The organism is Synechococcus sp. CC9311, assembly GCF_000014585.1.
Taxonomy (GTDB): domain Bacteria; phylum Cyanobacteriota; class Cyanobacteriia; order PCC-6307; family Cyanobiaceae; genus Synechococcus_C.
On the sequence record NC_008319.1, the window covers coordinates 2,350,051 to 2,374,589 of the forward strand.

Consider the following 24,539-nt stretch of genomic DNA (forward strand, 5'->3'; position numbering starts at 1 on the left):
CGCAGGTGACGTACATCGAAGACCTATGCAACGGTGGAATCATCAACGGCATGGACAACTCGACAAGGCAGCCCCCCTTAATCGAATCCAGGCTGATGGCTTGGAATCGCGATCCAGCTGATCTGATGTTGACGCAGCTTGTCGTCTGTACCGACGAGTGGCTGTTCTGAATTGCTATCTCCATAAAGAGCCAACTCGTAGAGGAGATTCATGCAGAACTTGCCCTGAAAATAACCACCATGGCCATCGATCTTGCTGAGTTTCAACGACCCAGCGAGCATCGCCATGAGCGTGGCGGTGTAGTTGAAAAACCTCTGCGCGGCATTGCGAGCCGTGAACACACTGAGATAGCGCCCGCCATCGTCGTAGTCGGTGCAGTCGATCACATTGAGCGGGTAGCCGATCCATCGCTGACAGCGGAATGTGCTCTCATCACAGAGGCTTTGCGTCCGCAACGCGCCATGGAGTTCAAGCTCACTCAGGTCGCCGACACGCTTGCCGTAACCCTGCAATCGTGTACGCCCTTTGATGCTCAGATTGCCGAGGCGATAGCCACCAATGCGCGTGCCCGAGGGAAACACGAAGTAATTGGCCAGGGTTGAGGCGAGCCGCAACACCATATCTGCATCATTGACGAACAAAAATGTCTGGCGAAAACGGCGCAAGCAACTGCGCAGGTAATTGGACCGTCCTGTGGTGATTGTCCAGACAGGAATGTCGGCAGCAACGAGGATCAGACGATCAAGGCTGAACAGATCGCCAATCTGCGCGAGCTGTTCTCGCTGTCGTTCGTTCGCTTGCTCATCGAAGGACGGCGGGCAGCTTGGACCACCAAAGGGACCTGACTGGGTATTAGCCGACCAGAGGTGAGAATCCGCTTCGGGATCGAAGACATTGGTGAGAACACGGATGAGCATGGTTGTCAGGAACGTGCCCATGCTGTGGCCCAGGAAACTGAGGCTGATCCGCGGCTCCTTACCGCTCTGAAGATCAGACAAATAGCTGCGATCGGGGATGACCTCCTTGACCAGGTGGTGGAGAGCTCTAACCATCTCAACGGCATCGAACACACCAAACGTGCTGGCGCGTTCACGGTCGCGGAAGTACGTGACCATGCGCAGCAGCATCAGTGTGATTCCGATCCCCAGACACAATTGACCGATGGCTGCGAGCCAACCTGCAGCCAAGAACGCGAGCAGGCTGCCGAGCGCGAACAGCAACCAAAGGCCCATCGGCATGGCACGGATCCAGCGCAAGGGGCCTCCGGCACCAATCCGCTCGGACGGCCAGGCGTAGTGCAAAAACAACACATAATCATCAGGTGGTGATTCAGTGAGCCGACAGGCGTCGTCTCTGAACTTGCGTTCCGCCTGCTTGTATTCCTCCCTCACACTCTTCAAGGGAACGTTGTAGCCGTGGATGCGAACCACCACGCGCACACGCTGAGACTTGCCGTTGCTCTGCTGCCGTTGGAAGTAATCGAAGAGATGAGTGCGCAGCTGCGCGAAGTTCTGGGCGTTGTTGTCAAAATCCGCTCGAAAATCGGGTTGCGTCAGAGCCAAGCGAAAGGGCCTCTCAGCCTCCAGGGGTGCGGTGCTGCAAACCAGCATGTGGCTGAAGCAAGGGTTCTGCGCTGAGGGGAAAGGCTGGTATTTGAGAAGGGCGAGTTCAGGTTGCCGCGTGGTGATTGTCATGGTGAATGGCTCTGCACGCTGGTCTCCCCTGAGGTAGCCATCTCCGATCAATCAGCGCCCGAATCGAACCGCTTCCTTCCAATTCATCAGCAGCGTTGCTGGCCTGAACGATCGATCAGGCGCTGATCGTTGAAGATGGTGAGCCAGAACCACGATTGATCGCACACCGTGCCCCAAAGAGCAGGATCAGCTGAGCAGCTCCACACCTTGCTGGAGCAGGACACCTGCCATCTGATGCCCTGCTGTTTTGATGCCTTGTCAGCACGGCTGGTGGAGCAGGCCGGTTGTGCGCTCACTTTCATGAGTGGCTTCTCCGTGGCGGCAGCCCGCGCCGGCCTGCCGGACACGGGCCTGCTCACGGTGACGGAGATGCTCGATCAGGGTCGCTCGATCTGCGATGCCGTATCGATTCCGGTGATCGGTGATGGCGACACCGGCCACGGCAATGCCGCCAATGTGCAGCGCACGATGCACCAGTTTGCAAAAGCGGGCTTTGCCGGAATCATGCTGGAAGATCAGGTGGCTCCCAAGCGCTGCGGCCACACCGGAGTGAAAGCTGTCGTCGATCGAGAGTCGGCGATCGCCAGGATTCAGGCAGCCGTTGATGCCCGCAACCAGGGCGCCGATCTGGTGATCGTGGCGCGCACCGATGCGCGATCGGCGCTGGCAACCAGCCACGGTGATGAGGCCGCCCTGGAGGAAGCGCTCTGGCGCTTGAAGACCTTTGCTGAGCTTGGTGCAGATGTGCTGTTTCTAGAGGCACCCCGGAACGAGCAGGAAATGCTCAGATTCTGCGACGAAGTATCAGGGAAACGCATGGCGAACATGCTGGAAGGAGGCATCACACCGTTGTTGTCGACCGAGCGTCTGGGGGCAATGGGCTTTGCACTGGCGGCCTACCCACTCACCCTGCTCTCATCGGCCGCCTTCGCGATGCGGCAGGCACTGGTTGATCTCCAATCAGGCAAAACTCCCGAGCAGATGCTCAGCTTTGAGGAGATGAAAACACTGGTGGGGTTTGACTGCTACCTGGAGAGAGCTGATCCAGCCTGAAGAAGTAGATGGCTCGCTTACGCGTTAAAAATCTTCTTTGTGAAAACTTCTACGGACCGCCGAAACACTGTTATGCCCAACTCAACATCATCACTATCTCAGGGCTTCCATGACCGATTCCAGACCAGACCTATCCAAAGAGCCGGCGGAGCCTCCGCGGAGGTCCTTCATTGCTCTGGCTCTTGCGGGGGTAGTTGGGTCTCTGGCGTTCGGATCGACGGATTCGAGCGAACATGAGTAAGGGAGAAGAACTAACCACACTGACGCTGCAAGACGCTTCGGAGCAGCTTCGGAGTAAACGTCTCTCACCTGTCGACCTAACGCACGCATGTCTCAGCAGGATCGAAAGATTGAATCCCTTGCTGAATGCGTTCATCACCGTATCCGCCGAGTCCGCCTTGGCAAGCGCACGAACCGCTGAAGCGGAAATTCAGCGAGGCCACTGGCGCGGACCGCTCCACGGAATTCCTATCGCATTGAAAGACTTGTTCGACACCGCCGATGTGCGAACGACCGCGGCAAGTGCGCTCTTCAAGGATCGGGTTCCTAAGGAGGACGCAGAGGTCGTGAAGAAATTGAAGGATGCCGGTGCCGTGCTCCTGGGCAAGACGAACATGCAAGAGTTCGCGTACGGCGCCACATCCGCTGGGAGCTACTTCGGCGCTGTCCGGAACCCGTGGGACGCCACCCGAATTTCAGGGGGATCATCTGGCGGGTCGGCCGTCGCTGTCGCTGCTGGCCTGTGTTTTGCAGCGCTTGGATCCGATACCGCGGCTTCGATCAGGCAACCGGCAGCCTATTGCGGGATCGTCGGGTTGAAACCGACCTATGGCCTTGTGAGCGCGCGTGGGGTGATTCCGTTGTCCTGGACCTTCGATCACGTCGGCCCGCTCGCTCGCACTGTCACCGATTCGGCCCTGCTGCTCCAAGCCATAGCCGGAAACGATCATGCCGATATCGGCGGCCGGTCGATGCCGATTCCTGACTACGGTGCCGCCCTTCTCGACAAGGCGTCGCCTCTTCGCGTCGGCGTTGCTCGAGCGTTCTTCTTTGAGGACCTCGATCCTGAGATCGACCAGGCGGTCACCGAGGCGCTTCGGGTGCTCAAGCGGCTCGCGGCGAGCCTCAGTGATGTGGTGTTGCCGGGAACCGCACAAGCCTTGCTCGACCTGCGGGCAACGGTGAGAGCCGGGGAGGCGTACGCGTACCACGAGGCGTTTGTCCAGAAGAGCCCTGAGCTTTACCAGCCTGAGACCTTGAGGCGGTTACGCGCTGATGCCGCGGTGAACACTGCTTCGTACGTCCGCGGACGGCAGGAAGTGGAGCTTATCCGTCGAACCTCTGGCGAGGCGTTCAAGTCAGTCGATGTGATTGTCACACCGACCACACCTATTCCGCCTCCTCTGCTGGCCGAGGTCGGCAAGGATGTCGAGACGTCGATGACTCTCGGAACCCGAACCATACGAAATACCGCACCCTTCAATCTCCTGGGGTGGCCGACCATATCTGTGCAGTGCGGCTTCACGAGCGCGGGGCTCCCCATCGGCTTGCAGATCTCCGGGCCGAGTGGGGCGGACACAAGCGTCTTGAAGCTCGCACGTGCGTATGAGCAAGTCACCGACTGGCACAAGCGACGTGCTCCGGTGTAGCCATGGTTGAGGCGCATTGGCAACATCAACAGCGGCATAACGCCGACACAAGCGGCCTACTCGCGCGCACCTGCGTGTGCGGCTTATTTGCGACCCTCAGAGGTACGGGAAGAAGCTCAACTATCGCGATTACAGTAATTACGCCCCCCCGCACGAGTGCTGGGTTGCTGGCATGATCCAAGACCTTTGATTACGGAGATTTGTTGCTGAGTAGACCTTGCCGCGATCATCACCAGGCGGGCAATTTTGGGGAATAGATACCAGGCAGAAAACAACTTGATCACCAATTCGTGATGCCGCCACATCGGAGTTAAATTCATATGAGACTTGAACGCCTCCATTGGCATATTGAATGGTTGTTCCTTCGTCTTGCGTGTAATCCTTAGGCGGGATGACCATCGGTCGGTCATGAAACCGTGTACCGATTGCTTTGATCTTGGTTCGAGAGCAAGTCCCGACTCTCTCAGGCACGCCACTCACCATGGGTGTCTTACCGTTTTCGATAAGAGAAAGCCTGAACGCACCAATCCATGGCGGATTAGAAACATGTGCTCCAAACTCACTAAGTCCGTCAATAACCTGAGTCTGAGTGTCAAGAATGCAGAGCTTATTACTCCCGCAAGCATGGCGAGCACGCAAGGACGATAAAAGAAAATCTTGCGCGATGGATCGCCTTTCTCCCTTGATTTGGCTATAACCGCGCGAGACTATTTGATCAAGCTCAGACAACTTGCGGTCACTGCAAATTGTGATTTCATCTGGATAATGTGCACGGCTACAATCAAAGCTTGGCGCAAAGCTCTTAGCGCTAGCTTCCGGTGCACCAAAAGGTTCAAATAGGCTTAGCAAGACTTTCATCCAAAGTGCGATTTGAATCATGGGTTTTCAGAGAAGTTGATTATCATTGTCTATTAATAAGGCTTTACGGCACTGGTCAAGCAACGATTGACATCAGGCTTTTGGCCCCAGAGCCTATGGATTCCAGGCTGAGTTTTGGGAGCCATCGGCTCTGTGAGCAAGATCACAATCTCCGCTGATTCAGATCATCGAGTGATCAGTTGAATCCGGCAATGGTGAATGAATCGGAGCATGAACTCCGCTGAAATCATCCATTTGTATTTTTGAAAATGACAGATCAACGCAAACTCACGGCTCAACGCGTCCGAGAAGATGCCAATGCTTTAGCTGCCGGTCGCATTCACCCGCGCCATCAAGCCAATGGCGACGAACAGCGCTACGAATCCGCGAATTACGCGATGAGCTTCACCAAGGGGCTTGATCACAACACAACCACTGGCTTGATTGAGCAGTCAGGAGACTTTGAGGCGTTCCGTTCCGCCATTGACAATGGCTTTGCCGAGGACTTCACCCGGCATGTAGCGGTTCCGCGTGCTGAGCCCCGCCGTAAATGGGAGGCCCCGACTGCTGGCACGGTCTACGAACTGCAGGGACCTGATCCGCAGGCCGTCACCATTCCACCCGCTCCTGCTCTCTGCAGTGACGAACTGACCTTTGAAATGGCTGAGGTTTACGAACTGGCGCTGTTGCGTGATCTGCCCTTCAACGCCTTTGTTGCGGGCGGTGGCTCAGCAGCACTAGCTGATTCGACCGCTCGCCTCAACAGTCTTGCCTATGCCCAAGACGGCTTCAACAGACGGCCGCGTACCACCAACAGCAGCAATCAACTCGACGCGCAGACGGTCTTTCGTGGTTCCAGTCCGGGAGTTGATCAAGGCCCCTATCTCTCGCAATTCATGCTCATCGGCAATGCCAGTCCGAGCGAGGGCATCACGCCAGAGCAAGGCTTCATCAACTTCGGTGCCCAGAGGATTGACCAGCGTGTGCTGGAGGCGAGGCAGCAAGACGACTACATGATGAAGTGGGATGACTGGCACCGAGTTCAGCAGGGCTATGAAGTCCGAGCGGATCGTTTCGATCCCTGCAAGTCTTCGGGGCCGGGGCAGGCCTTCACCGGCCAGCGGCGATTTATCCATACACCTCGTGATCTAGCGACCTACGTCCATGTGGATGCGCTGTATCAGGCCTATCTCAATGCCTGCCTGCTGTTGCTAGGCAACGGCACCGCGTTTGATCCTGGGTTCGATCTGCTCTCAGGTGGAGGCGAAGGCCTGCTCCATGACCCTGCCGGTGGGCAGAAAGTGCCCTTGAATGCTGGTGGCTTTGCACTCTGGGGCGGCCCCCATGTGCTCAGCCTGGTAACGGAGGTGGCAACGCGTGGTCTCAAGGCCGTGCGCTACCAAAAGTTCAATAACCATCTGCGCCTTCGCCCTGAGGCCCTGGCTGCACGGATTGAAAAAGCGCAGGAGATCGAATCCCGCTTCCCCACGATCTGCGGTTGTTTCAGCGAGATGGCCAGCGACCTCCAACAAGTCGTCGATTTAATTCGCAATCACAATCAGTCGCTTGCGGGGGAAGCCACGGCTCTGCTGCCGATGGCTTTCGCGGAAGGTTCGCCGATGCACCCTGCCTATGGCGCCGGACACGCCACCGTTGCCGGCGCATGTGTGACCATTCTCAAAGCCTTTTTCAACACCTCAGCACTCTTCGTCAAGATCAACGATGTAGCTGGTTTCCACAGCAAGCAGCACATCTTGGCTCGCCTTAAGTGTGGTGATTCTGTTGAAGCCGGGGCCTACCAGGAGACCGACTGCGGCAAGAGGCTGGAGTTCGAACGATGTGGTTCCTTCCACTTAATTGAGGGGAAGTACGCCACATTCAAGCCAGATGGAAAAACAAACCAATCTTGCTGTCCCCTGACGCTGGAAGGTGAACTCAACAAGCTGGCTGCGAACATCTCGATTGGTCGCAATATGGCGGGCGTGCATTATTTCTCGGACTACTACGACAGCCTTCGTATGGGCGAGGAAATAGCCATAGGCATCCTCGAAGAGCAGGCTCTCTGCTACAAAACGGATCCCTTCGTACTCAGCGTGCCCACATTCGATGGTGATGTGCGTCGCATCGGTCAGCGATAGTTCTTGCGCTATGAGAATCGCGAAGGATTCCTACTAACACAGCCATTCAGCGGCACGCGCTAAAGGCGCGTCCGCTGATTTTTCGCAATAGTCCACACACAACAACCGAGCTCACATTGCAATGAACGTACGCGAAAGATTGAAGGCAGGCCCTACTACGACAAAAGACGCTTTCGAGTTGTTCGATTTACTTGAGCCCGTGGATGTTGATTTCATGCTTGGCAATTGGAAGGGCGAAGGCTTTCATACCAACCACCCAATGGATGGCCTTCTTGAGACCTATCACTGGTATGGAAAATGCTTTGAAAGTATCGAAGATGTTCATCCGTTGGTGTTTTCAACACTTCGCGGAGGCGTTGCCAATGTCAACCCCGGCTTGATGGGTTCGGCGTTGAATCTGCCCATGCCAAAGTCAGCCGTGGTGGGTCGTATCTTCCAAGCACTTCTGCCTTTTCTCAAAACATCCCGGTCCAGGGCTCGGTTGCGCATGACAACCTATCGGGGCAAGTCGAGCGCGACCATGATTTACGACCAGCTGCCGATTAACGACGTGTTTCGCAAAATTGATCAGGATTCCGTATTCGGCGTTATGGATCTGAAAGGAATGAAGTTGCCGTTCTTCTTCATCCTTCATCGTGAGCAAGGGAGCGAACAATTCCTTGAAAACGCAAGGCCCTGACAAGCCACTGTGTCAACTCCAGAGTCAGCTCTCTTTTAGAAAAACTCGATCATTATAGATCTACAAAAACACAAGTTATTATTCATCCTAACGAAGTAATTGCAAGCAAAGTCAAGAGGGCGGAAAAACGGTACGCAGGGTTCATAAATAAACTAAAAAAGTGGCTAATGCGTACGACGCAATTCGTCGAAAGCGGAGCATTATCCGAAACAGATTAAGTCCAATCAGATGGAATCTTATGAATCTATGACACAATCATTGACCGCTTTTTGAGCGCGTCGTCGATGGCGATATTGACGGCGCGATCAAGCGTTCCCATCTACGGCAAAGTTCATGGCCATGATGACGCTCGGAAGTTTTTTTGCAACGCTCCGCGATTTGTTTCACACGGAAGCATTTGAAGTTCGGTCGACGCTCGGCAACAACCAAATAGCGTTTGGATACGGCACCATGCAGCACCGCGTGAAACGAACTGGTCGGCTTTTTCAATCCGAATGGGCCCTGTATTGCATTCTCAGCGATGGAAAAATATCTCACTATCGGATTTTTGAGGACACTGCCGCTTTGGCAGCTGCTTACATCAAATATTGAGATCTGAGCGTTTGCTCCCTGGTTCTCAGCCTGGAAGCCCAAGAGTTAAAAACGCACAACAACCCTGAAGCGAGCAACACATCCATGAAGAGTTCTGGATCAGAACCAGCCACCGGTGAACAGACGGAGCGGAATTTGGATCCAGTCGTCCTGGAGCGATGTCGCGATCTGGTGGGATTGCTTTTCCCATGGGACATGAACCGGGCACTGGAGCTGGCCTTGCTCAAAACCTTCTGTCTACCCTCGATTTCAGGCTTACTTCACCAGACCGGTGAATTTGAACAACGACCCCGCAAGCGCTACGACGACACAGCCTTGATCGTCGCAGAACTGGTTCGGCTGGGCCCTGATACCCCTGAGGGCCGGGCCATCATCCAGCGGCTCAATCGGATTCACTCCACCTACACCATTCGCCAGGAGGATTACGCCTACGTGCTCTCCGGTTTCGTAGCCGAACCGATTCGCTGGATCGAAAGCTACGGCTGGAGAGCTCTCCAACCCCTTGAGCAAGAGGCTTTGTTCTTGTTCTGGGATCATGTTGGAGGCCTGATGAATCTTGAGCAACGCCCACGCAGTTTGCGTGAACTGATGGAGCTCAATCAGCGCACAAATCTCGAACTATTTGCCTGCGCCGAAAGCAACCAGCTTGTTGCAGACGCCACGGTCGCCATGCTGCTGGCCCCTTGGCCCGCACCGTTCCACCGATGGTTACGTTCCATCATGAGGTGTTTGTTGGAACCAGAAACGCTCAGCAGTCTCAACTGGCCGTCCGCTCCGGACTGGCAGACCCAAGCTTTGCGCGTAGTGCTGCACTGCCGCAGCTTCATCCTCTGCACAGTTCGACGTTTCTGGGCTCCCAAGCGAAGACGCTTTTTCTCGGAACGACCAACCTGCAGTTATGGCCGACAATTCACCCTGGAGCAGATTGGTCCTCCATCACTCTTGCCTCGACTGAATAACACCCACAATCCTGATAACTGAGAGCGACTGCTCTACTTGCGTACTAAATTTTTGGGAAGGATCCATTTCAAATTAATTCTGCGGGCTTGCAGCCCGCAGAATTGAACTTGGCATGGGTAAAGCCGACTACTCAATGGGTGCTAAACAGCTAATAGCCCCTTTCCCAAGGGTCATGAACAAGGGCAAAGAAGATCAGTTCAAAGAGGTTTTTTGCATCGCCACAGGGATGCGGGGCACGGGGAACCCTGCCTGACCTAGAACTTCAACAATCATGCGATTGGCATCAAAATAGACTTGCCAGTAGTGACTGGTGTGTGTGTAAGGACGGACAGCTAAACGTGGCCCCCTCTCACTGAATTCAAGAACCTCTACTTCGGCATCAATTTCACTGGCTTGATTAGGAACTTTCTTAATCCCTTCCTTCAGCAAAGTGATCGCCCTGGCAACATCAGCGCTGTTATCGAGTTGAGCAACAAGATCAACACGGCGATAAGGCGTTGCCGAGTAATTCTTGATTGTGTCACCAAAAAGCTTGGCGTTGCCAACAATATTCACAACATTGTCGATAGAGGTAATCGAGGTCACGAACATACCCACCTCATTCACTGTGCCTTCAACCCCACCGCCATCGATGTAGTCACCTACAGAGATCGGCCTGAACAGCTGCAGGAATACACCAGCAGCGAAGTTGCCAAGCATTCCACTCCAAGCTGCACCGATCGCAATACCAGCACCAGCGAGCAGAGCAGCGAAACTAGTGGTTTCTACGCCAAAGAAGCCGAGAATGGCAACAATAAGAACAACCCTAAGCAACACACCAATGATGCTTAAAAGGTAATTAACCAGTGTTGAATCAAGAGTGCCCTGCCTAAAGAACCGTCTTAGAAGTCGGAGAGCCAAGCCAATCAGCCAACCGCCAACGATCCAAAGAGCAGCCGCACCAACAAGCTTAAAAAGAAAAGGAACAATCAACGCCGAGACGGCCTCAACGCTAAACACCAAAAAAATCGAAGGGAACACCCCCATGAGATTCAGAACCTTTGAATCACTGCATCACAAGAATGACAAGTCGATACATTGATGTCAGCCAATTAGCAGCAAATTCACAAAATCTCAGCATTCAGAATCGACGGGTCACTTCAACAGAAACTCGCACCAATAGATGGCACAAAAAAGAAACCAAGGAAACGCTCACGAAAGAAAAGCAAACAGATTCTAACAAGCCTAAATGGCCATCAATGTCACAGATATTACTATTAAATACTAGTTCTAACACCTACATCTCATGCAAAATTTAGCGCCCGCAGATCGATTCGGCCATCGCACAAAGCAAACTTTAATCGCTTTCTAAGGAAATTCTCATCAACGCAAAACCGCCTGATCCACAACCAGCCAGAAAATAATAACCGACAAAAACAATTAAATGCATGCAAATCGAAGAATAAATTCTTAGAAACTCATCCCAGCACATGACTCGACAGCAACCAGCTAGCCCCATTAAAACCCAAGCCTATAAAGAATGATAACTTTTCAACATTCAAAGAGTTGCCACTGATGGCATCAACCGTATTAGCGACTCAAAATACAATCAGATAGACGAAAGCAATGCGCCACCTAACAATGATCGCTGCAGGGTTGCTCATGAGCGCTTGCAGCCAATATCAAAGTCTTCCCGCACCTCAAAAAAATATCAGCACCCTTCAATGTGGAGAGATTGGAACGGTGCAATACAGCACTTGGACCCAAGGAGACACAATGAAGACTTCGATCACCATCGGATCAAAAACCTGGAATGGAACGGAAAATGGAGGAAGCATGCGTTTCTTCACTCCCGACCAACCGTCAGAGAACAGCCCATGGATGAACTTTTACCAGGACAAAGCCTGGCTTTATCTGAACTACAAAGGTAATGAAGGATGGAGGGATCTGAATGGGGAGCAATCCTCTCAATACCGAAGCACTCATCCTGAGTTGAAAACGATTGAATGCACACCAATCAATCGCGATGACAACATCGTGGGCTATTGGCAGAGCAGCGACACATCCAGACCCTGGATCAGCATTTCCTATACAGGAAATAACAACAATACCTTCAACATCGAAGCATGCACCAACCCACAAGACGCGAAAAGTCAGGCAAGCTGCCTCAGCCAAATAGGGACATGGAACAATGACACAACCTTTCAATATCAATCAAGTGATTCAGAAAAGATTGTTGGACAGGTGAATCTGATAGATGACGAAATCACACTGCTATCTGATAATCAAAAAGTTGACACATGGATTCGCAAAGCACAATCCATGCTCTGCAGCTTCAATAGTGAAGCACTCAAGCTGGCTACGATTCGCGACGGCACGCTGATCAAGATCAAGTGGTCCGACGGGCCGAAAATGACCTACAGGCCCATAGCGCCCGCGCAAAATCAAATCTATGAAGATACGCTCGGTGGACGCTGGAAGGTGATGAATCGTCTTCAAGGGGTCGATGGAACTCTAAAACTGGAAAACATCAGCAACCAAAACACGATTGCTTGCCAACCCAACCCTGAGCGCAACGAATGAGGATGTGCAAATGAAAAACGACGATGGTCGTGATGTTGCAATTAGAGGTCGCAACACTGAATAAGTGCGCAAAATGGCCGGCAAGCTCCTGATCCCGCAGGAGGGTGCTGGTTTAGTGGCGTTCTCACTCGCCGTGTTTGGATTCAACGCGATAACGATCCAGTTCGCAATCATGAGCGGACTGATTGCATACATTGGCCAACAGAATCCCAAGGCCACCTTCCAGTTCAACAGGTAGCCTGTCTTTCCATTGGCAGTTTCGATCTTCAGACGTGTTTATGATCAATGCAGTCGTTGACGTTATTGCTAATTTCGTGCTGATTGGTGATCCCATTTTCTCAACTGGCTGCCTCATACCCTGGCAGCACTTGAACCCCTGCTGCTCATGTTAGGAGGCATGATTGAAGCAGTGATCGCTGAATACAGCTTCTATCAATGCTGGGAACTCCGCAGTTGTGGCGAAAGAGATCAAGCATGTTGGAGCAACACACCATGAATGCAAAGCGCTCGTCAGAACAAGAGCGATAGACCAAAACAATGGTTGCTCACCCTTGAGAAACAGCTGATCTCCATGTGCAATAGAGTCATCAACAATCAACTCGATGGGGCCAATCAATAGGACAGATACGATGAACTTCCCTTACAACTTAAATGACCCAGCAAAAAGCTTTTCACTGCCAAACCAGTACAAAGAGATTTCCGGCATATCACCTCTAGAAAGCAACAATTCCCTAGCCTTTGTGCAAGATGAGGCTGTGCAGATTCATATCTTTGATTTAGTTTCTGGAACGGTTACAGAGCACACCAAGCATGACGATGGCGATTCAGAAGACATTGTCATTGCAGGGAATACGGCCTATTTACTAAAAGCAGGAAAGCAACCAGCTATCTACAAAGTTCATGATTTTACCCGCAAAAATGCTAATTATGAATATTACAGCCTGGGGCTACACAAGGATCAAGACCCGGAAGGCTTATGCCATGATCTTAAAAGAAATCGCCTGTTAATTGCCTGCAAAGGGTCGCGAAATAAAAATGATCGAACACGACGCATTTACGCCTTTAACCTCCAATCAATGCAGGTGGATCATTCGCCTCTATTTGCAATCGATAGCCAGGATTTCCTAGACGACTCAGAAGACACGTTCAATCCTTCCGGCATCGCAATTCACCCTCAATCCAATGATCTCTACATCATTGGATCCAAAGGGGAAAAAATGATCGTTTGCTATACCTTAAAGGGACATTTCAAAAGGGCCTGGAGATTGGACAAGAGTCAGTTCATTCAGCCCGAAGGAATTGCATTGATGCAATCTGGAGAGCTAGTGATTTCAAGTGAAGGGAAAAAGGGCAAGAAGGCCGAGATATTGATCTTTTCTAACCACAACAGTCTCGAATGACGATCATCAGCTCTCTTCATCTCTGCATGATCAATAACTTCCAGAGCGACCAAGACAGTCTCCACACCAGGCCATCAAAAACCAAAGTAACAGGAAGAAAGTGACAACCTTCATTCGAAACCAATGGTTCAATTTAAGCGCATTGCTCCTTCTTTTGATCACAGTTCTCTCGTTATATCCCCTTGACAATCTTCCCGAAGCTCCGGGGTCAGACAAAACGCACCATTTCATTGCTTACGCAACTCTTGCCTTTCCAACCGCACTGCGAAAACCCAAGCGATGGCGAACAATTATCCTTTGTTTTGCACTTTATGGTGGCCTCATCGAACTCATCCAGCCCCACGCTAATCGCTATGGGGAATGGATGGATTTCCTAGCAAATGGTTGCGGACTTTTCATTGGCGTTGCGTTGGCATATTCAACCAATAAACTTGAAAGACACAAAACAGGCAATCACTAAATTGATCCCACAACTTGCGAAAGAATAGCTTTGCTTTAATCAACCATCTTTCAAGCAAATCAAGAGCTCTACGGAATCACATAATGAGGAAGCCAATACAACCCACAGCAGAAGACTTCGTTCCATCGTCGCAACAAGTGCAGCCCATACTCATCACCCGGGGGGCGTGAAGCGCATGCTCAGATCCAACCAGGAGCTCCGCGTCATCGGCGCACTTGTAGAAATCAAATCAACCCCTGTTGTGGCGTAGAGCTTCAAGTCGGCAGGGTTGACCCCAGAAGCTTCCAACACAATGGATGCCCGAGCAGGGCGCGCTTCTGCCTGCGCGCGCAGCATGGGAACCAACGTGGTCAAAGCCTGCGGGCTGAACTCATCGAGCAGCAGGGCATCCGCACCTGCTGCCACCGCAGCCTGGGCTTCTTCTGACGTTTCCGCCTCCACAATCACCCTGGCCGGCCAGGGTGCATCGGCTCTCACCGCTGCAATCGCGGCTGTCACTCCACCCGCCCAAGCCAGGTGGTTTTCCTTGAGCATGGCTGCGTCATCCAACCCCATGCGGTGATTGATCCCGCCACCACAACGCACGGCATATTTCTCAAGCCCCCGAAGGCCTGGAGTGGTTTTACGCGTGTCGGCTAAGGCCACACCAGTGCCTTCCAACTGGGCCACAAGAACGGCCGTTGCCGTGGCAATGCCAGACAGCCGCATCGCCAAATTGAGGGCCGTGCGTTCCATCGCCACCAACTGTTCCGCCGGCCCCCTGAGCTCCAACAGTCGCTGCCCTGCCTCGATGGGTGTGCCATCCCGCACGAGCAGGTGCAATTCGAGCCCCGGTGGTGAAGAACCCACCAACTCCTTGAGCAAGGGCTCCAACAACGCGCCGCCACAGAACACCCCGTTTGCTTTGGCCCGCCAATGGGCTTCACCCTCTCGCCCCCGCAAGGCGGGAGTTGTGAGGTCGCCGCGACCGAGATCCTCCTGAAGCCACTCCGCCAACTGTTGACGAAGTCGTGGAGTGATTGAGAGGTCCGCTCGTGCCAAGGCTTGTAAAGAATGGACTGTTCCCATGATGAACTTCGGCTCCCTCCCCCAACCGCGCACCGTGCCCCAGAAGCGCATGTGACTTGCTGTCATCAGCTGCCTTCGCAATGCAAAAGGCCATGACAACTTCTTGGTTCATCGACGCAGCGATACTGGCCGTGTGGTCATCGAACCGTCGAATCAATTGCTTGCTGACCGAGACCCTGCAAGGAACGCAGTTTTGACTACAAAAATTGAATTATTTGATAGCCATTTTCATATCATAGATTCTCGCTATCCATTGATACGAAACAATGGTTATTTGCCCGAAGAATTTACGCATCAAGACTACAGAAAAAGGCTATCAACATTTGACCTTGCAGGCGGGGCTATCATTTCTGGCTCATTTCACGGCTTTAATCAAAGCCATCTTTTAGCCGCTTTAAAATCACTTGGCCCCAAGTATGTTGGAGTAGCTCAACTGCCAAACAATATATCGGATGACAAAATCATTGAGCTCAACTCGGCTGGGGTACGAGCCTTAAGATTCAACCTATACCGTGGAGGGCCTAAAAGAATTACTCATATAGTCTCAATGGCAAAAAGAGTTCATGAACTCGCAAACTGGCATGTCGAGTTGTATTTAGACTCCACACATCTTGAGGAGCTATCCAGTGCATTACTGCCATTACCTGCTGTCTGCATCGACCACCTAGGGATGAAAAAAGAAGGTTTTCACCACCTTCTTAAACTTGTAGAACGAGGCCACAAGGTAAAAGCCACTGGGTTTGGTCGCATAGACTTCGACCCATCCCAAGCAATCAAACTATTCCATCAAGCCAATCCAGATTCACTACTATTTGGCACTGACTTACCATCAACAAGAGCGCCGATACCCTTTCAGCTAAGCGATATCAATATCATTCTTGAGTCTCTTGGCGATGAAGCAGCGAAAAAAGTTTTAAAAGATAATGCAATTGAGTTTTACAAAATCAAATCTAGCTTCTGAACCAAGAATACAAATCGCGGATGGCCTCGGCGTCAGCCTTCACTGTCACTCGATCTCGAGGCATCTGATCCTGCCCATGTCGGGGCAGATTAAAACTCAGCGTCTGGTGACCTTCACTCTGAAGCACGTTGGCACCAGCTGCCTTGAAGTCCACCATGCACCAGGACGAATACAGCCATTAAGTCCAAGTCTTGTTTAGAAGCCTGATGCGGTTTGCTTGGAAGAGCTTGGCCAGGGTGGCTGCGAATTCAATTGAGGCTAAGGATCACCGATCGCAGGCGATCACCATCTCGGCTATGCCTTTCAAATCCGAATTGATCCCTGGCATGGCCCTCTGATGCGGCACAGCTTCAGGCCGAAAGCCACTGCAACGACACCCTGCGCTGGCGTGGTCCGTCAAGCTCCACCAGCATCACCTCTTGATATTGCCCCAATTGCAACTCTCCATGACTGACATTCACGGTGACCTCATTACCAAGCATCAGAGCCTGCAGATGAGCATGGGCATTGCGCGGCTCATCATCCGGAATGCCGTGCCTCAGTTCCAGATCGTCATGTTTCCAGTCCGCTCCTGGGGGTGCCTGCTGGCTCAACCACCGTTTCAGATCCATCAGCAGTCGTTCCTCCATTTCATTGATGATCACCGCGGTGGTGGTGTGCTGGCCTGATACGACCACAGCTCCATCCTGTTCACCGTGCACCTGAACGAAGCGACGTAGATCTGCGGTGAGGGGCAAGCACTGAAAGGAGGCCTCGGTGCGGAGGCTCAGGAGCTGGGATGTCATGCCGTCATGCTGGCGTCTAAAACAGCTAGTTGATCAAGGAGACGTTGCATGGCCCTGATTCCCCGCTGGCAATACATGACCCCAGAGAGCAAGGCGTTGGTCAAGCGTGTTGGCGTCAGCGTGCTGGTGTTGCTTGTGGCAAGCGTGGTTCTAAGGGCACTGTTGCCTTGGGTGCTGGTCGCGCTGGTCGCCTGGTTTGTTTGGAACTGGGCTCAACGGCGCTGACGTCCCGCAGCAGGGGCACAAAGATCACCTTCTGCGAAATCCTCCTGAAGGCATCTGATGATGACGCCAGTCTCAGCCAACCATGCAGCTTCAGGTACAGCGCCTCATCGGGCCATGGCAGCCAGGCGACCTTGATGGGTTTCTGGCCCTGGGGCTTAACAACCTGATCCAGATCCTGCTGATCATCAGCCTCTGCCGAGGTGTTCTTGGCTACCCGGATGCCTTGCTGTTCGGACAGATCTTGCCTGCCGCCGGAGTGAGTCTTCTCGTTGGGAATCTGGCGTACACACGACTGGCCAGGCAACTCGCAGCAAGAGAGCGCCGTGAGGACTGCACCGCCATGCCCTATGGCATCAATACGGTCAGCTTGTTTGCTTACATTTTTCTCGTCATGCTTCCGGTCAAGCTGGCGGCCCTCAATGGCGGAATGTCAGAGGCCGAGGCCATCAGCCGCTCTTGGCATGCGGGGATGGTGGCCTGCATGGGATCGGGTCTGATCGAAATCGCGGGAGCCTTCAGTGCCGACCGCTTAAGACGCTGGCTCCCCCGAGCCGCCCTGCTCTCCACCCTTGCCGGTATCGCCCTTGGCTACATCGCGCTGGGATTCCTGCTGCGTACCTATGCCCATCCTCTGGTGGGACTCACGAGCTTGGCCGTCATCGTTCTCGGCTATTACGCCAAGGTGCGATGGCCATTACCCACAGGCCTGATGGCCGTTCTTCTGGGCATGGTTCTCGCCTGGAGTAGCGGCTTGCTCGCTCCCAGTCCAGGCGACTGGCAAGAGAGCGTCCGCACCATCAGGTGGCATCCACCGACGCTTCAGCTGCAGATCCTTTGGGACAACCGAACCGACCTCTTCCCATGGCTCGGGGTGATCGTGCCGATGGGGCTTTTCAATGTGATCGGATCCCTGCAAAACCTCGAAAGTGCAGAAGCGGCTGGTGATCGCTACGCCACCCGCACCTGCCTGCTGATCGACGGTGCTGGGACGCTCGCCGCTGCAGTGCTCGGTTCCTGCTTCCCCACCACGATTTACATCGGCCATTCAGGCTTCAAAGAGATGGGGGCCCGCTCTGGCTACTCCTGGCTGAACGGCGTGGTGATGTCGGCAGCTTGCTTCTTTGGCTTGTTCGGCTTGCTGGCGCTCTTGATCCCCATCGATGCCGGCATGGCGATCGTGCTTTACATCGGCATTGCGATGACAGCTCAGGCGTTTCAGGCCACACCCTTACGCCACGCCCCCGCAGTGGTACTCGGACTGCTTCCTGGTCTTGCTGGCTGGGGCGCCCAATTACTGAAAGCCGGCTTGCGCACTGGTGGACTCGGCACTGCTGAGCGACCTTTCAACCAGCAGATGATCCACCAACTTGCCAATGGTGATGTCTGGGCAGCGGGTGCCTTTGCCTTGGAGCAAGGTCAGATCATCACCGCGATGTTGCTGGCGGCCTTGCTCGTGTTTGCCATTGAGGGCCGGTTCCTCGCCGCCGCGACCTGCAGTGGATTGGCTGCTGTACTCGCCTGGTTTGGCGTGATCCATGCCTGGCAATTCTCCACCGCTGACACCGTGGTGAATCTGGGTTGGGGAACCGGTCAGCCCTGGGCCATCGCTTATGCGGTGATCACGCTGTTGGTTTTAATCGCCCGGCGCTTACCCCAACAACCGGAGGGCAAGTGATCACTTGCCGATACAGAAGCGAGAGAAAATCCTGTCCAACACCGACTCCGTGAGCTGCTCACCGGTGATCTCACCCAGGCTGCGAATCGCCTGACGCAAATCAATCGTCCAAAAATCCCAGGGGAGGCCATCGGCCGCCACCTGCTCACTACGGGCCAGGGCCTCAGCCGCAGTGACCGCCAGATCAGACTGACGCTGATTTAAAGCCAGAAGCAAGGGCTGTTCGCCTAAGGCTCCACAACGCTCAAGGACTGCCTGAACCAGAGCCTGTTCCCCGTCTCCAGTGACCGCGCTGAGGCGCACATCCGCAACTGATGCAGCAACCGTCTCAGCCACGGGCTCAGCCTTAAGAGGGAGGTCTGCTTTGTTGCCGACCCGCAAGCAGGGAACCCCCTCGGGGATCAGAGCAAACAAAGCCTGATCGTCATCCGACCAACCCTGGGCGAGATCAAATAACAGCAGCACCAGATCGGCACTCGCCAGGGCGTCGCGGCTTCGAGCAATCCCCAACTTCTCCACGGCATTACTGGTGGCCCTGATTCCAGCGGTGTCGAGCAGGGTGATCGGTACGCCATCGAGCACGATCTCACTTTCCAGCAAATCCCGCGTGGTACCTGGCAAGTCGGTCACGATCGCCCGCTCCCGGCGACTCAACAGGTTGAGCAAGGAGCTTTTCCCCACGTTTGGCCGGCCCACAAGCGCGACCCTCAATCCATGGCGCACAACCGATCCCCGCTCGCCATCGGCCACGAGCGTGAGCAACTCCAGGCGAACAGCTTGCAGCTCCTGCAAGAGCGCCTCACCATTCAAAGGAGGAAGATCCTCTTCAAAATCCACGCGGGCCTCCAACTCACTGAGCTGATCGAGCAATCGCTCCCGCAAGACCACCATTTTTTTCTGGATCCCGCCATCGAGACCTGCCATCGCCAATTGCGCTGCCCGCTGGCTGCGCGCTCCAACCAAATCACCAATCGCTTCCGCCCGGGTGAGGTCAAGACGGCCATTCAGCACAGCGCGTTGGCTGAATTCACCGGGCAGGGCCCGTCGCACGCCTGGCTGCTCCAAGACACGTGCCAAGACCTGCTGTACAGCGATCACCCCGCCATGACAATGAATCTCGACAACGTCTTCTCCGGTAAAACTGCGCGGCGCCAACATCACCAGCACCAGCACCTCATCGAGCCGTTCCACACCACCGGCAGCCACAACATGTCCATACAGAACCCGGTGGCTCTCCCACACCTGTTGACCAGGAATCACCGTGATCGCCGCAACAGCACGCACAGCACTGGGACCCGACAACCGAATCACGGCGATGCCACCCTGCCCCGGTGCCACAGCGGTAGCGATCGCAGCTATCGAAAGCGCCTGATCTGGCCCAATCCCAGACATTCCCTGATTCCTGCCGCCATCACGCACTCCTTCCTACGATCCCGAAGCTTCCTCAGCCGCGCTGGCGGCAAGCAGTTTTGATGAAGCGGTTGCGGAACAAATTTCAGCGACGCTTGAACCGATGGCTGCAGTGGATCTGGCAGCAGGAGGGAACCCCTGGCCAACGCGCGCGCGGGCTGGCCGCAGGCGTGTTTTGCGGCTGCTTTCCCTTCTTTGGATTTCAAACCCTGCTGGGAATTGGCTTAGCCAGCATTGTCAGAGGCAACCATTTGCTGGCCGCCGCAGGCACCTGGATCAGCAACCCATTCACCTACGTGCCGCTGTTTTGGTTCAACTACCGCTTAGGGGCACTGGTCCTCGGTGAAGGCGCTGGCTGGCCAGGGCTCAACAATCTCAATCAAGAACTGCTTGCCACGGCGGGATGGGATGTGATGAGCCGTCTCTTGCTTGGCTCCACCATGACCGGAACAGTGTTTGGGGGCCTTAGCTGGTGGTTCACCCTTTACTGGCTGCAACCCCAAAGAGCCAGGGCCGCAGCCCCTCGTCGTCGAGAGCGTGGACGAAAGTAACCCCGTTCAGTGCATTCTCAGACCGTCATGACCGATGCAAGCCATCCCCCAAGAGGCTGCCAATCGTCCCCTTGATCGATGGCCTCCCAAAGCGATTCAATCAAGGGGCGTGTGGGTGTCTGGCTCAAATTCCAACGCCTCAAGCCTTCAGACACTGAGGCCTCCAGCTCAGATGCTCCTGAGGGCTCGATGGCCTGGGTTTGCCACCACCAGGCATCACGCCAGTTTTGCCACACCTCCCTGGGAGGTGCTGGAAGATTGTTCAACACGACAGGCAAGCCCTCAGGCTCCTGGGGCAAACCAGCGGATTGAACAACCGAAGAAAGACCAGCAAAAAAATCTCCATAACCAACGGGCCAGCTCGCTATTAATTCCAGGGTTGCGCTCACCAAGTGCTCATCACTTTTCACATCAGGATTGGGCGTCAATCCCATCCGCCTCAACAGGCAATAGCGATAGTGATTTTGATAGCTGCTTGTATACCGCTCAAGCGACTGTTCCATCGGCGGCCGAGGCAGCAACATCGCCAAAGGGTTTTGGAGAAGCTGCAAATTCTTTCGACAGATTGCTGGCTGACGGCCATAGGAATAAAGAGAGGTCTGATCGAAATAAGCCGCCGTAAAACTTGGATCCCAGCGGTCTAAGAAGGCAAACGGTCCGTAGTCAAAACTTTCACCAGCCAGCGACATGTTGTCGGTGTTGAGCACGCCATGAACAAAGCCTGCTGTCATCCACTCGGCTGCCAAGCGAGCAACCCGATCCACCAGCTCGCCATAGAACGCAAGAAGCTGATGTTCCAAGGCCAGGCGATCTCCATCAGGTGCAGGATGGGTCGCTGCAACATCGGGGTAGTAGACAGCCACCACATGGCGCAGTAAGCGCTCCAACCCTTGGGGGTCACGCAAATACAACAGCCGTTCACAGCTACCGAAACGCAGATGGGTGCGTGCCATCCGAACCATCACTGCACTCCGCGTCGGCGAGGGTTCATCACCACGCCAAAGCTCCTCACCCGTTTCGATCAACGACAACGTGCGGCTTGTGGTTACACCAAGACGATGCAACGCCTCGGAGGCGATCACTTCGCGCACCCCGCCTTTCAAGGTGAGGCGTCCATCTCCACCACGACTCCAGGGGGTGGTGCCACTCCCTTTGCTGCCAAGGTCTTGAAGCTGGCCGGTTCGATCGCGCAGTTGGCCATAGAGAAAGCCGCGGCCATCTCCAAGCTGGGGGTTGTAGGTGCCGAACTGGTAGCCGTGATAACGAAGAGCGAGCAAGGGAACGCGCTCTTCAAAACGGCCATAGGCACTCTCGAAGTCTTGATCCGACACACGGTCAGGCTCCACCCCCAGGTTTCGCAACAGTGCGTCGTTGCGAAAGCGCAACTGCGTTCGCGGGAAAACCGCCGCCTCCACCACATCCCAATACGACCCACCCAAACCCTCGATTGAGGGTTCGAACGGCATGGCCAACAGCGGGTTGCTCAACTCTGACCAGTACGCGCGATGTCGATCACATCTGCCATCGAGCGGATCTGGTTCATGGTGCGCTGCAACTGCGCTGCACTCCCCAGTTCCACCATCAAATCGATCCGGGCCGGCTTGCCATAGGCCGTTCTCACCTGAGCATCACTGACATTGATCGAACCATCAGACAAACGCATCAGAATGTCCTTCAAAATGCCAACGCGATCAATCACCTCAATGCGCAAGTGAGCAGGGAATCGAGAACCTACTTCTTGCAGCGATGGGTTCCAACGCACAGGCAAGCGACGTTCCGTCGGGATCGCTTCCAGATTGGCGCAGTCTTGACGATGGATGGTGATGCCGTGATTACCAAGGGCCACAGCACCCAAGATCGGTTCTCCTGGCAGCGGACTACAACATCCACCAAGGCGATGATCTAAGCCTTCAACACCCAGGATGGGTGCCGCTCCCACGGAAGGAACGTCCCGATTAGATGGCTGCTCGGACTGCTTGACCAGTTGCTTGGCAACGTCCTCATTGCTTAGAGGTGCCTCCACCGCAGCCGTTTGCAGACGAATTTCTTCGCGCAGACGATTGAGCACCTGATGCAGCGTTAAAGCACCAAACCCAAGACCAGCAAGCAGATCTTCCGTGGTTTGCAAGTTGCAGCGCTCAGCCACCTTGAGCATCGCTTCACTGCCAAGCAGAGCATCAAAACCACTGCGTCCCAACTCGCGTTCAAGTAGTTCTTTACCGCGATCAATCGTCTCGTCACGATGGCTGCGTTTGTACCACTGACGAATGCGATTTCGTGCCGTTGGGGTGGCTACAAAATTGAGCCAATCTAAACTTGGATGAGCATTTTTCGAGGTGAGAATATCAATGAAGTCACCATTTTGAAGCGGGGTCGACAAGGGCAAAAGCCGATCATTAATCCTTACGCCATGACAATGATTCCCAACCTCAGAGTGAATACGAAAGGCAAAATCAACCGCAGTTGACCCCTTACGAAGCCCCACAACATCGCCCTTAGGCGTGAACACAAACACCTCCTCGTCAAATAGATCTTCCTTGATCGAAGCCAGATAGTCGTTGTGATCATCAGCGGCCCCCTCCTGCTGCCAATCCACGAGCTGACGCAACCAGTTGAAACGCTCCGTATCTCCACCAGTAGCGGGGGATCCACCCTCCTTGTATTTCCAGTGGGCAGCAATGCCGAACTCCGAGACCTGATGCATGTCCCAGGTACGAATCTGCACCTCGATCGGACGATGGCGTCCGATTACAGCGGTGTGAAGTGATTGATAACCATTGGGTTTAGGCAAGCCGATGTAGTCCTTGAACCGGCCTGGGATCGGTCTGAACGTGTCATGAACCACAGCAAGGGCGCGATAACAGCTCTCGACATTCGGCGTCAGGATCCGTAACGCAGCCACGTCATAGATCTCGTGGAACTCCTTCTGCTGGCGTTGCATCTTGGTCCAGATGCCATAGAGATGTTTCGGGCGACCACTCACCTCACAGCTGTCGAGGCCCACGGCGGCCAAGCGGTCACAGAGCAACTGCACCGTGACGGAGAGGCGATCCTCCCGCTCACTTCTCTTGGTTGAAACCTCCTGCTGCATCTCGCGGAAGGCTTCAGGCTCCAGCAACTTGAACGAGAGATCTTCGAGTTCCCATTTGAAGCGACCAATCCCCAAGCGATTGGCAAGCGGTGCGTAAATCTCACGCGTTTCCCTAGCGATGCGCTGCTGTTTCTCCTCCTTGAGCGCGCCAATCGTGCGCATGTTGTGCAGACGATCCGCCAGCTTCACCAACACCACACGAATATCACTGGCCATCGCCAGAAACATCTTGCGCAGATTCTCGGCTTGGGCTTCCGTTCGATTGGTGAAATGAAGGCCCCCCAACTTGGTGACGCCTTCCACCAACTCACGAACCTCAGGTCCGAAATGGCTTTCGATCTGATCTGGTGTCACATCGGTGTCTTCCACCACATCGTGGAGGAAACCCGCTGCAATCACGCTGGCACTCGCCCCAATGTCCCGCAACAGATCTGCAACGGCCACCGGATGCACGATGTAGGGATCACCGCTGGCCCGGAACTGCCCCTCATGCAGCTGAAACGCAAAATCAAAAGCAGCCGCTAACAGGGCCTCTGGATCGGTCGGGCAACTATGTCCGATACCGGGAGGAACGTGAGTCAGGCACTGCTTCAACCAGTCAGGAAGCTCGATGTCATAGCCATCCGGCAAGCGAAGCGGACGTTCGCGCAATGCCGTTAAACCGCAGGCCGCAGAAGTCGATCCAGACTGAGTCTGGGATGGATCGGGTGCAGAGGTTGCGTTGAGCAT

The 24,539-nt window shown here is 54.2% G+C and carries 22 protein-coding genes; 14 read left to right on the forward strand and 8 right to left on the reverse strand.

What is annotated here, in order from left to right; translation table 11 throughout:
• Positions 1 to 77 precede the first annotated feature (77 nt).
• Positions 78 to 1,694 carry a hypothetical protein gene (locus SYNC_RS12320; RefSeq protein WP_011620569.1) on the reverse strand — a complete coding sequence of 539 codons (1,617 nt, stop codon included), beginning with the start codon at positions 1,692 to 1,694 and terminating at the stop codon, positions 78 to 80.
• A 168-nt stretch (positions 1,695 to 1,862) separates the two neighbouring features.
• Between SYNC_RS12320 and SYNC_RS12325 the strand changes: the two genes are divergently transcribed.
• Both SYNC_RS12325 and SYNC_RS12330 read left to right on the forward strand, forming a co-directional pair.
• On the forward strand, positions 1,863 to 2,747 hold the full coding sequence (locus tag SYNC_RS12325) for an oxaloacetate decarboxylase (RefSeq protein ID WP_011620570.1): 885 nt from the start codon (positions 1,863 to 1,865) through the stop codon (positions 2,745 to 2,747).
• Positions 2,748 to 2,980: 233 nt separating this feature from the next.
• On the forward strand, positions 2,981 to 4,396 hold the full coding sequence (locus SYNC_RS12330; protein WP_011620571.1) for an Asp-tRNA(Asn)/Glu-tRNA(Gln) amidotransferase GatCAB subunit A: 1,416 nt from the start codon (positions 2,981 to 2,983) through the stop codon (positions 4,394 to 4,396).
• 138 nt (positions 4,397 to 4,534) lie between these two features.
• Here SYNC_RS12330 and SYNC_RS13600 read toward each other — a convergent pair whose 3' ends face one another.
• Positions 4,535 to 5,275 (reverse strand): lysozyme inhibitor LprI family protein, encoded by a 741-nt coding sequence (locus SYNC_RS13600; protein ID WP_049750365.1) that lies wholly within the window; start codon positions 5,273 to 5,275, stop codon positions 4,535 to 4,537.
• A gap of 248 nt (positions 5,276 to 5,523) precedes the next feature.
• Between SYNC_RS13600 and SYNC_RS12345 the strand changes: the two genes are divergently transcribed.
• The 4 genes from SYNC_RS12345 (at position 5,524) to SYNC_RS12360 (ending at position 9,643) form a co-directional block, all read left to right on the forward strand.
• Complete coding sequence (locus SYNC_RS12345) at positions 5,524 to 7,392, forward strand: vanadium-dependent bromoperoxidase 2 (RefSeq protein ID WP_011620573.1); 1,869 nt, start codon at positions 5,524 to 5,526, stop codon at positions 7,390 to 7,392.
• Positions 7,393 to 7,513: 121 nt separating this feature from the next.
• Positions 7,514 to 8,071 carry a DUF4334 domain-containing protein gene (locus tag SYNC_RS12350; protein ID WP_011620574.1) on the forward strand — a complete coding sequence of 186 codons (558 nt, stop codon included), beginning with the start codon at positions 7,514 to 7,516 and terminating at the stop codon, positions 8,069 to 8,071.
• 333 nt (positions 8,072 to 8,404) lie between these two features.
• Positions 8,405 to 8,662, forward strand: a complete 258-nt coding sequence (locus tag SYNC_RS12355; RefSeq protein ID WP_011620575.1) for a nuclear transport factor 2 family protein — start codon at positions 8,405 to 8,407, stop codon at positions 8,660 to 8,662.
• A gap of 84 nt (positions 8,663 to 8,746) precedes the next feature.
• Positions 8,747 to 9,643 carry an oxygenase MpaB family protein gene (locus SYNC_RS12360; protein ID WP_011620576.1) on the forward strand — a complete coding sequence of 299 codons (897 nt, stop codon included), beginning with the start codon at positions 8,747 to 8,749 and terminating at the stop codon, positions 9,641 to 9,643.
• Positions 9,644 to 9,814: 171 nt separating this feature from the next.
• Here SYNC_RS12360 and SYNC_RS12365 read toward each other — a convergent pair whose 3' ends face one another.
• Positions 9,815 to 10,648, reverse strand: coding sequence for a mechanosensitive ion channel family protein (locus tag SYNC_RS12365; protein WP_083756079.1), 834 nt, complete (start codon positions 10,646 to 10,648; stop codon positions 9,815 to 9,817).
• Between the two features lie 945 nt (positions 10,649 to 11,593).
• Here SYNC_RS12365 and SYNC_RS14440 point away from each other — a divergent pair.
• The 4 genes from SYNC_RS14440 (at position 11,594) to SYNC_RS12380 (ending at position 14,044) form a co-directional block, all read left to right on the forward strand.
• A complete protein-coding gene (locus tag SYNC_RS14440; protein WP_148201912.1) occupies positions 11,594 to 12,184 on the forward strand; it encodes a hypothetical protein in 591 nt (196 codons plus the stop codon).
• 73 nt (positions 12,185 to 12,257) lie between these two features.
• A complete protein-coding gene (locus SYNC_RS14830) occupies positions 12,258 to 12,422 on the forward strand; it encodes a hypothetical protein (protein ID WP_167897237.1) in 165 nt (54 codons plus the stop codon).
• Between the two features lie 391 nt (positions 12,423 to 12,813).
• Positions 12,814 to 13,584, forward strand: coding sequence for an SdiA-regulated domain-containing protein (locus tag SYNC_RS12375; protein ID WP_167897239.1), 771 nt, complete (start codon positions 12,814 to 12,816; stop codon positions 13,582 to 13,584).
• 100 nt (positions 13,585 to 13,684) lie between these two features.
• Positions 13,685 to 14,044, forward strand: a complete 360-nt coding sequence (locus SYNC_RS12380; protein ID WP_011620583.1) for a VanZ family protein — start codon at positions 13,685 to 13,687, stop codon at positions 14,042 to 14,044.
• Positions 14,045 to 14,197: 153 nt separating this feature from the next.
• Here SYNC_RS12380 and nadC read toward each other — a convergent pair whose 3' ends face one another.
• Positions 14,198 to 15,112: a carboxylating nicotinate-nucleotide diphosphorylase gene (nadC, locus tag SYNC_RS12385; protein WP_049750413.1), complete on the reverse strand. Its 915-nt coding sequence runs from the start codon at positions 15,110 to 15,112 to the stop codon at positions 14,198 to 14,200.
• Between the two features lie 133 nt (positions 15,113 to 15,245).
• Between nadC and SYNC_RS12390 the strand changes: the two genes are divergently transcribed.
• A complete protein-coding gene (locus SYNC_RS12390) occupies positions 15,246 to 16,073 on the forward strand; it encodes an amidohydrolase family protein (protein WP_202795157.1) in 828 nt (275 codons plus the stop codon).
• 350 nt (positions 16,074 to 16,423) lie between these two features.
• Here SYNC_RS12390 and SYNC_RS12395 read toward each other — a convergent pair whose 3' ends face one another.
• On the reverse strand, positions 16,424 to 16,858 hold the full coding sequence (locus SYNC_RS12395; RefSeq protein WP_011620588.1) for a secondary thiamine-phosphate synthase enzyme YjbQ: 435 nt from the start codon (positions 16,856 to 16,858) through the stop codon (positions 16,424 to 16,426).
• 48 nt (positions 16,859 to 16,906) lie between these two features.
• On the opposite strand from SYNC_RS12395, the gene SYNC_RS14835 reads away from it, so the two are divergent.
• Positions 16,907 to 17,083 carry a hypothetical protein gene (locus tag SYNC_RS14835; protein ID WP_167897241.1) on the forward strand — a complete coding sequence of 59 codons (177 nt, stop codon included), beginning with the start codon at positions 16,907 to 16,909 and terminating at the stop codon, positions 17,081 to 17,083.
• A gap of 82 nt (positions 17,084 to 17,165) precedes the next feature.
• Positions 17,166 to 18,758 carry a permease gene (locus tag SYNC_RS12400; RefSeq protein ID WP_011620590.1) on the forward strand — a complete coding sequence of 531 codons (1,593 nt, stop codon included), beginning with the start codon at positions 17,166 to 17,168 and terminating at the stop codon, positions 18,756 to 18,758.
• On the opposite strand, the gene mnmE is transcribed toward SYNC_RS12400, so the two are convergent.
• Positions 18,759 to 20,150: a tRNA uridine-5-carboxymethylaminomethyl(34) synthesis GTPase MnmE gene (gene mnmE / locus SYNC_RS12405; RefSeq protein ID WP_011620591.1), complete on the reverse strand. Its 1,392-nt coding sequence runs from the start codon at positions 20,148 to 20,150 to the stop codon at positions 18,759 to 18,761.
• Positions 20,151 to 20,230: 80 nt separating this feature from the next.
• Here mnmE and SYNC_RS12410 point away from each other — a divergent pair, with 80 nt between their 5' ends.
• Entirely contained in the window at positions 20,231 to 20,719 is a 489-nt protein-coding gene (locus tag SYNC_RS12410) for a DUF2062 domain-containing protein (protein ID WP_011620592.1), read from the forward strand.
• Between the two features lie 17 nt (positions 20,720 to 20,736).
• On the opposite strand, the gene SYNC_RS12415 is transcribed toward SYNC_RS12410, so the two are convergent.
• Together SYNC_RS12415 and SYNC_RS12420 are read right to left on the reverse strand one after the other, a co-directional pair.
• Positions 20,737 to 22,185, reverse strand: a complete 1,449-nt coding sequence (locus SYNC_RS12415; RefSeq protein ID WP_083756100.1) for a YdiU family protein — start codon at positions 22,183 to 22,185, stop codon at positions 20,737 to 20,739.
• A 17-nt stretch (positions 22,186 to 22,202) separates the two neighbouring features.
• Complete coding sequence (locus SYNC_RS12420) at positions 22,203 to 24,539, reverse strand: bifunctional (p)ppGpp synthetase/guanosine-3',5'-bis(diphosphate) 3'-pyrophosphohydrolase (RefSeq protein ID WP_011620594.1); 2,337 nt, start codon at positions 24,537 to 24,539, stop codon at positions 22,203 to 22,205.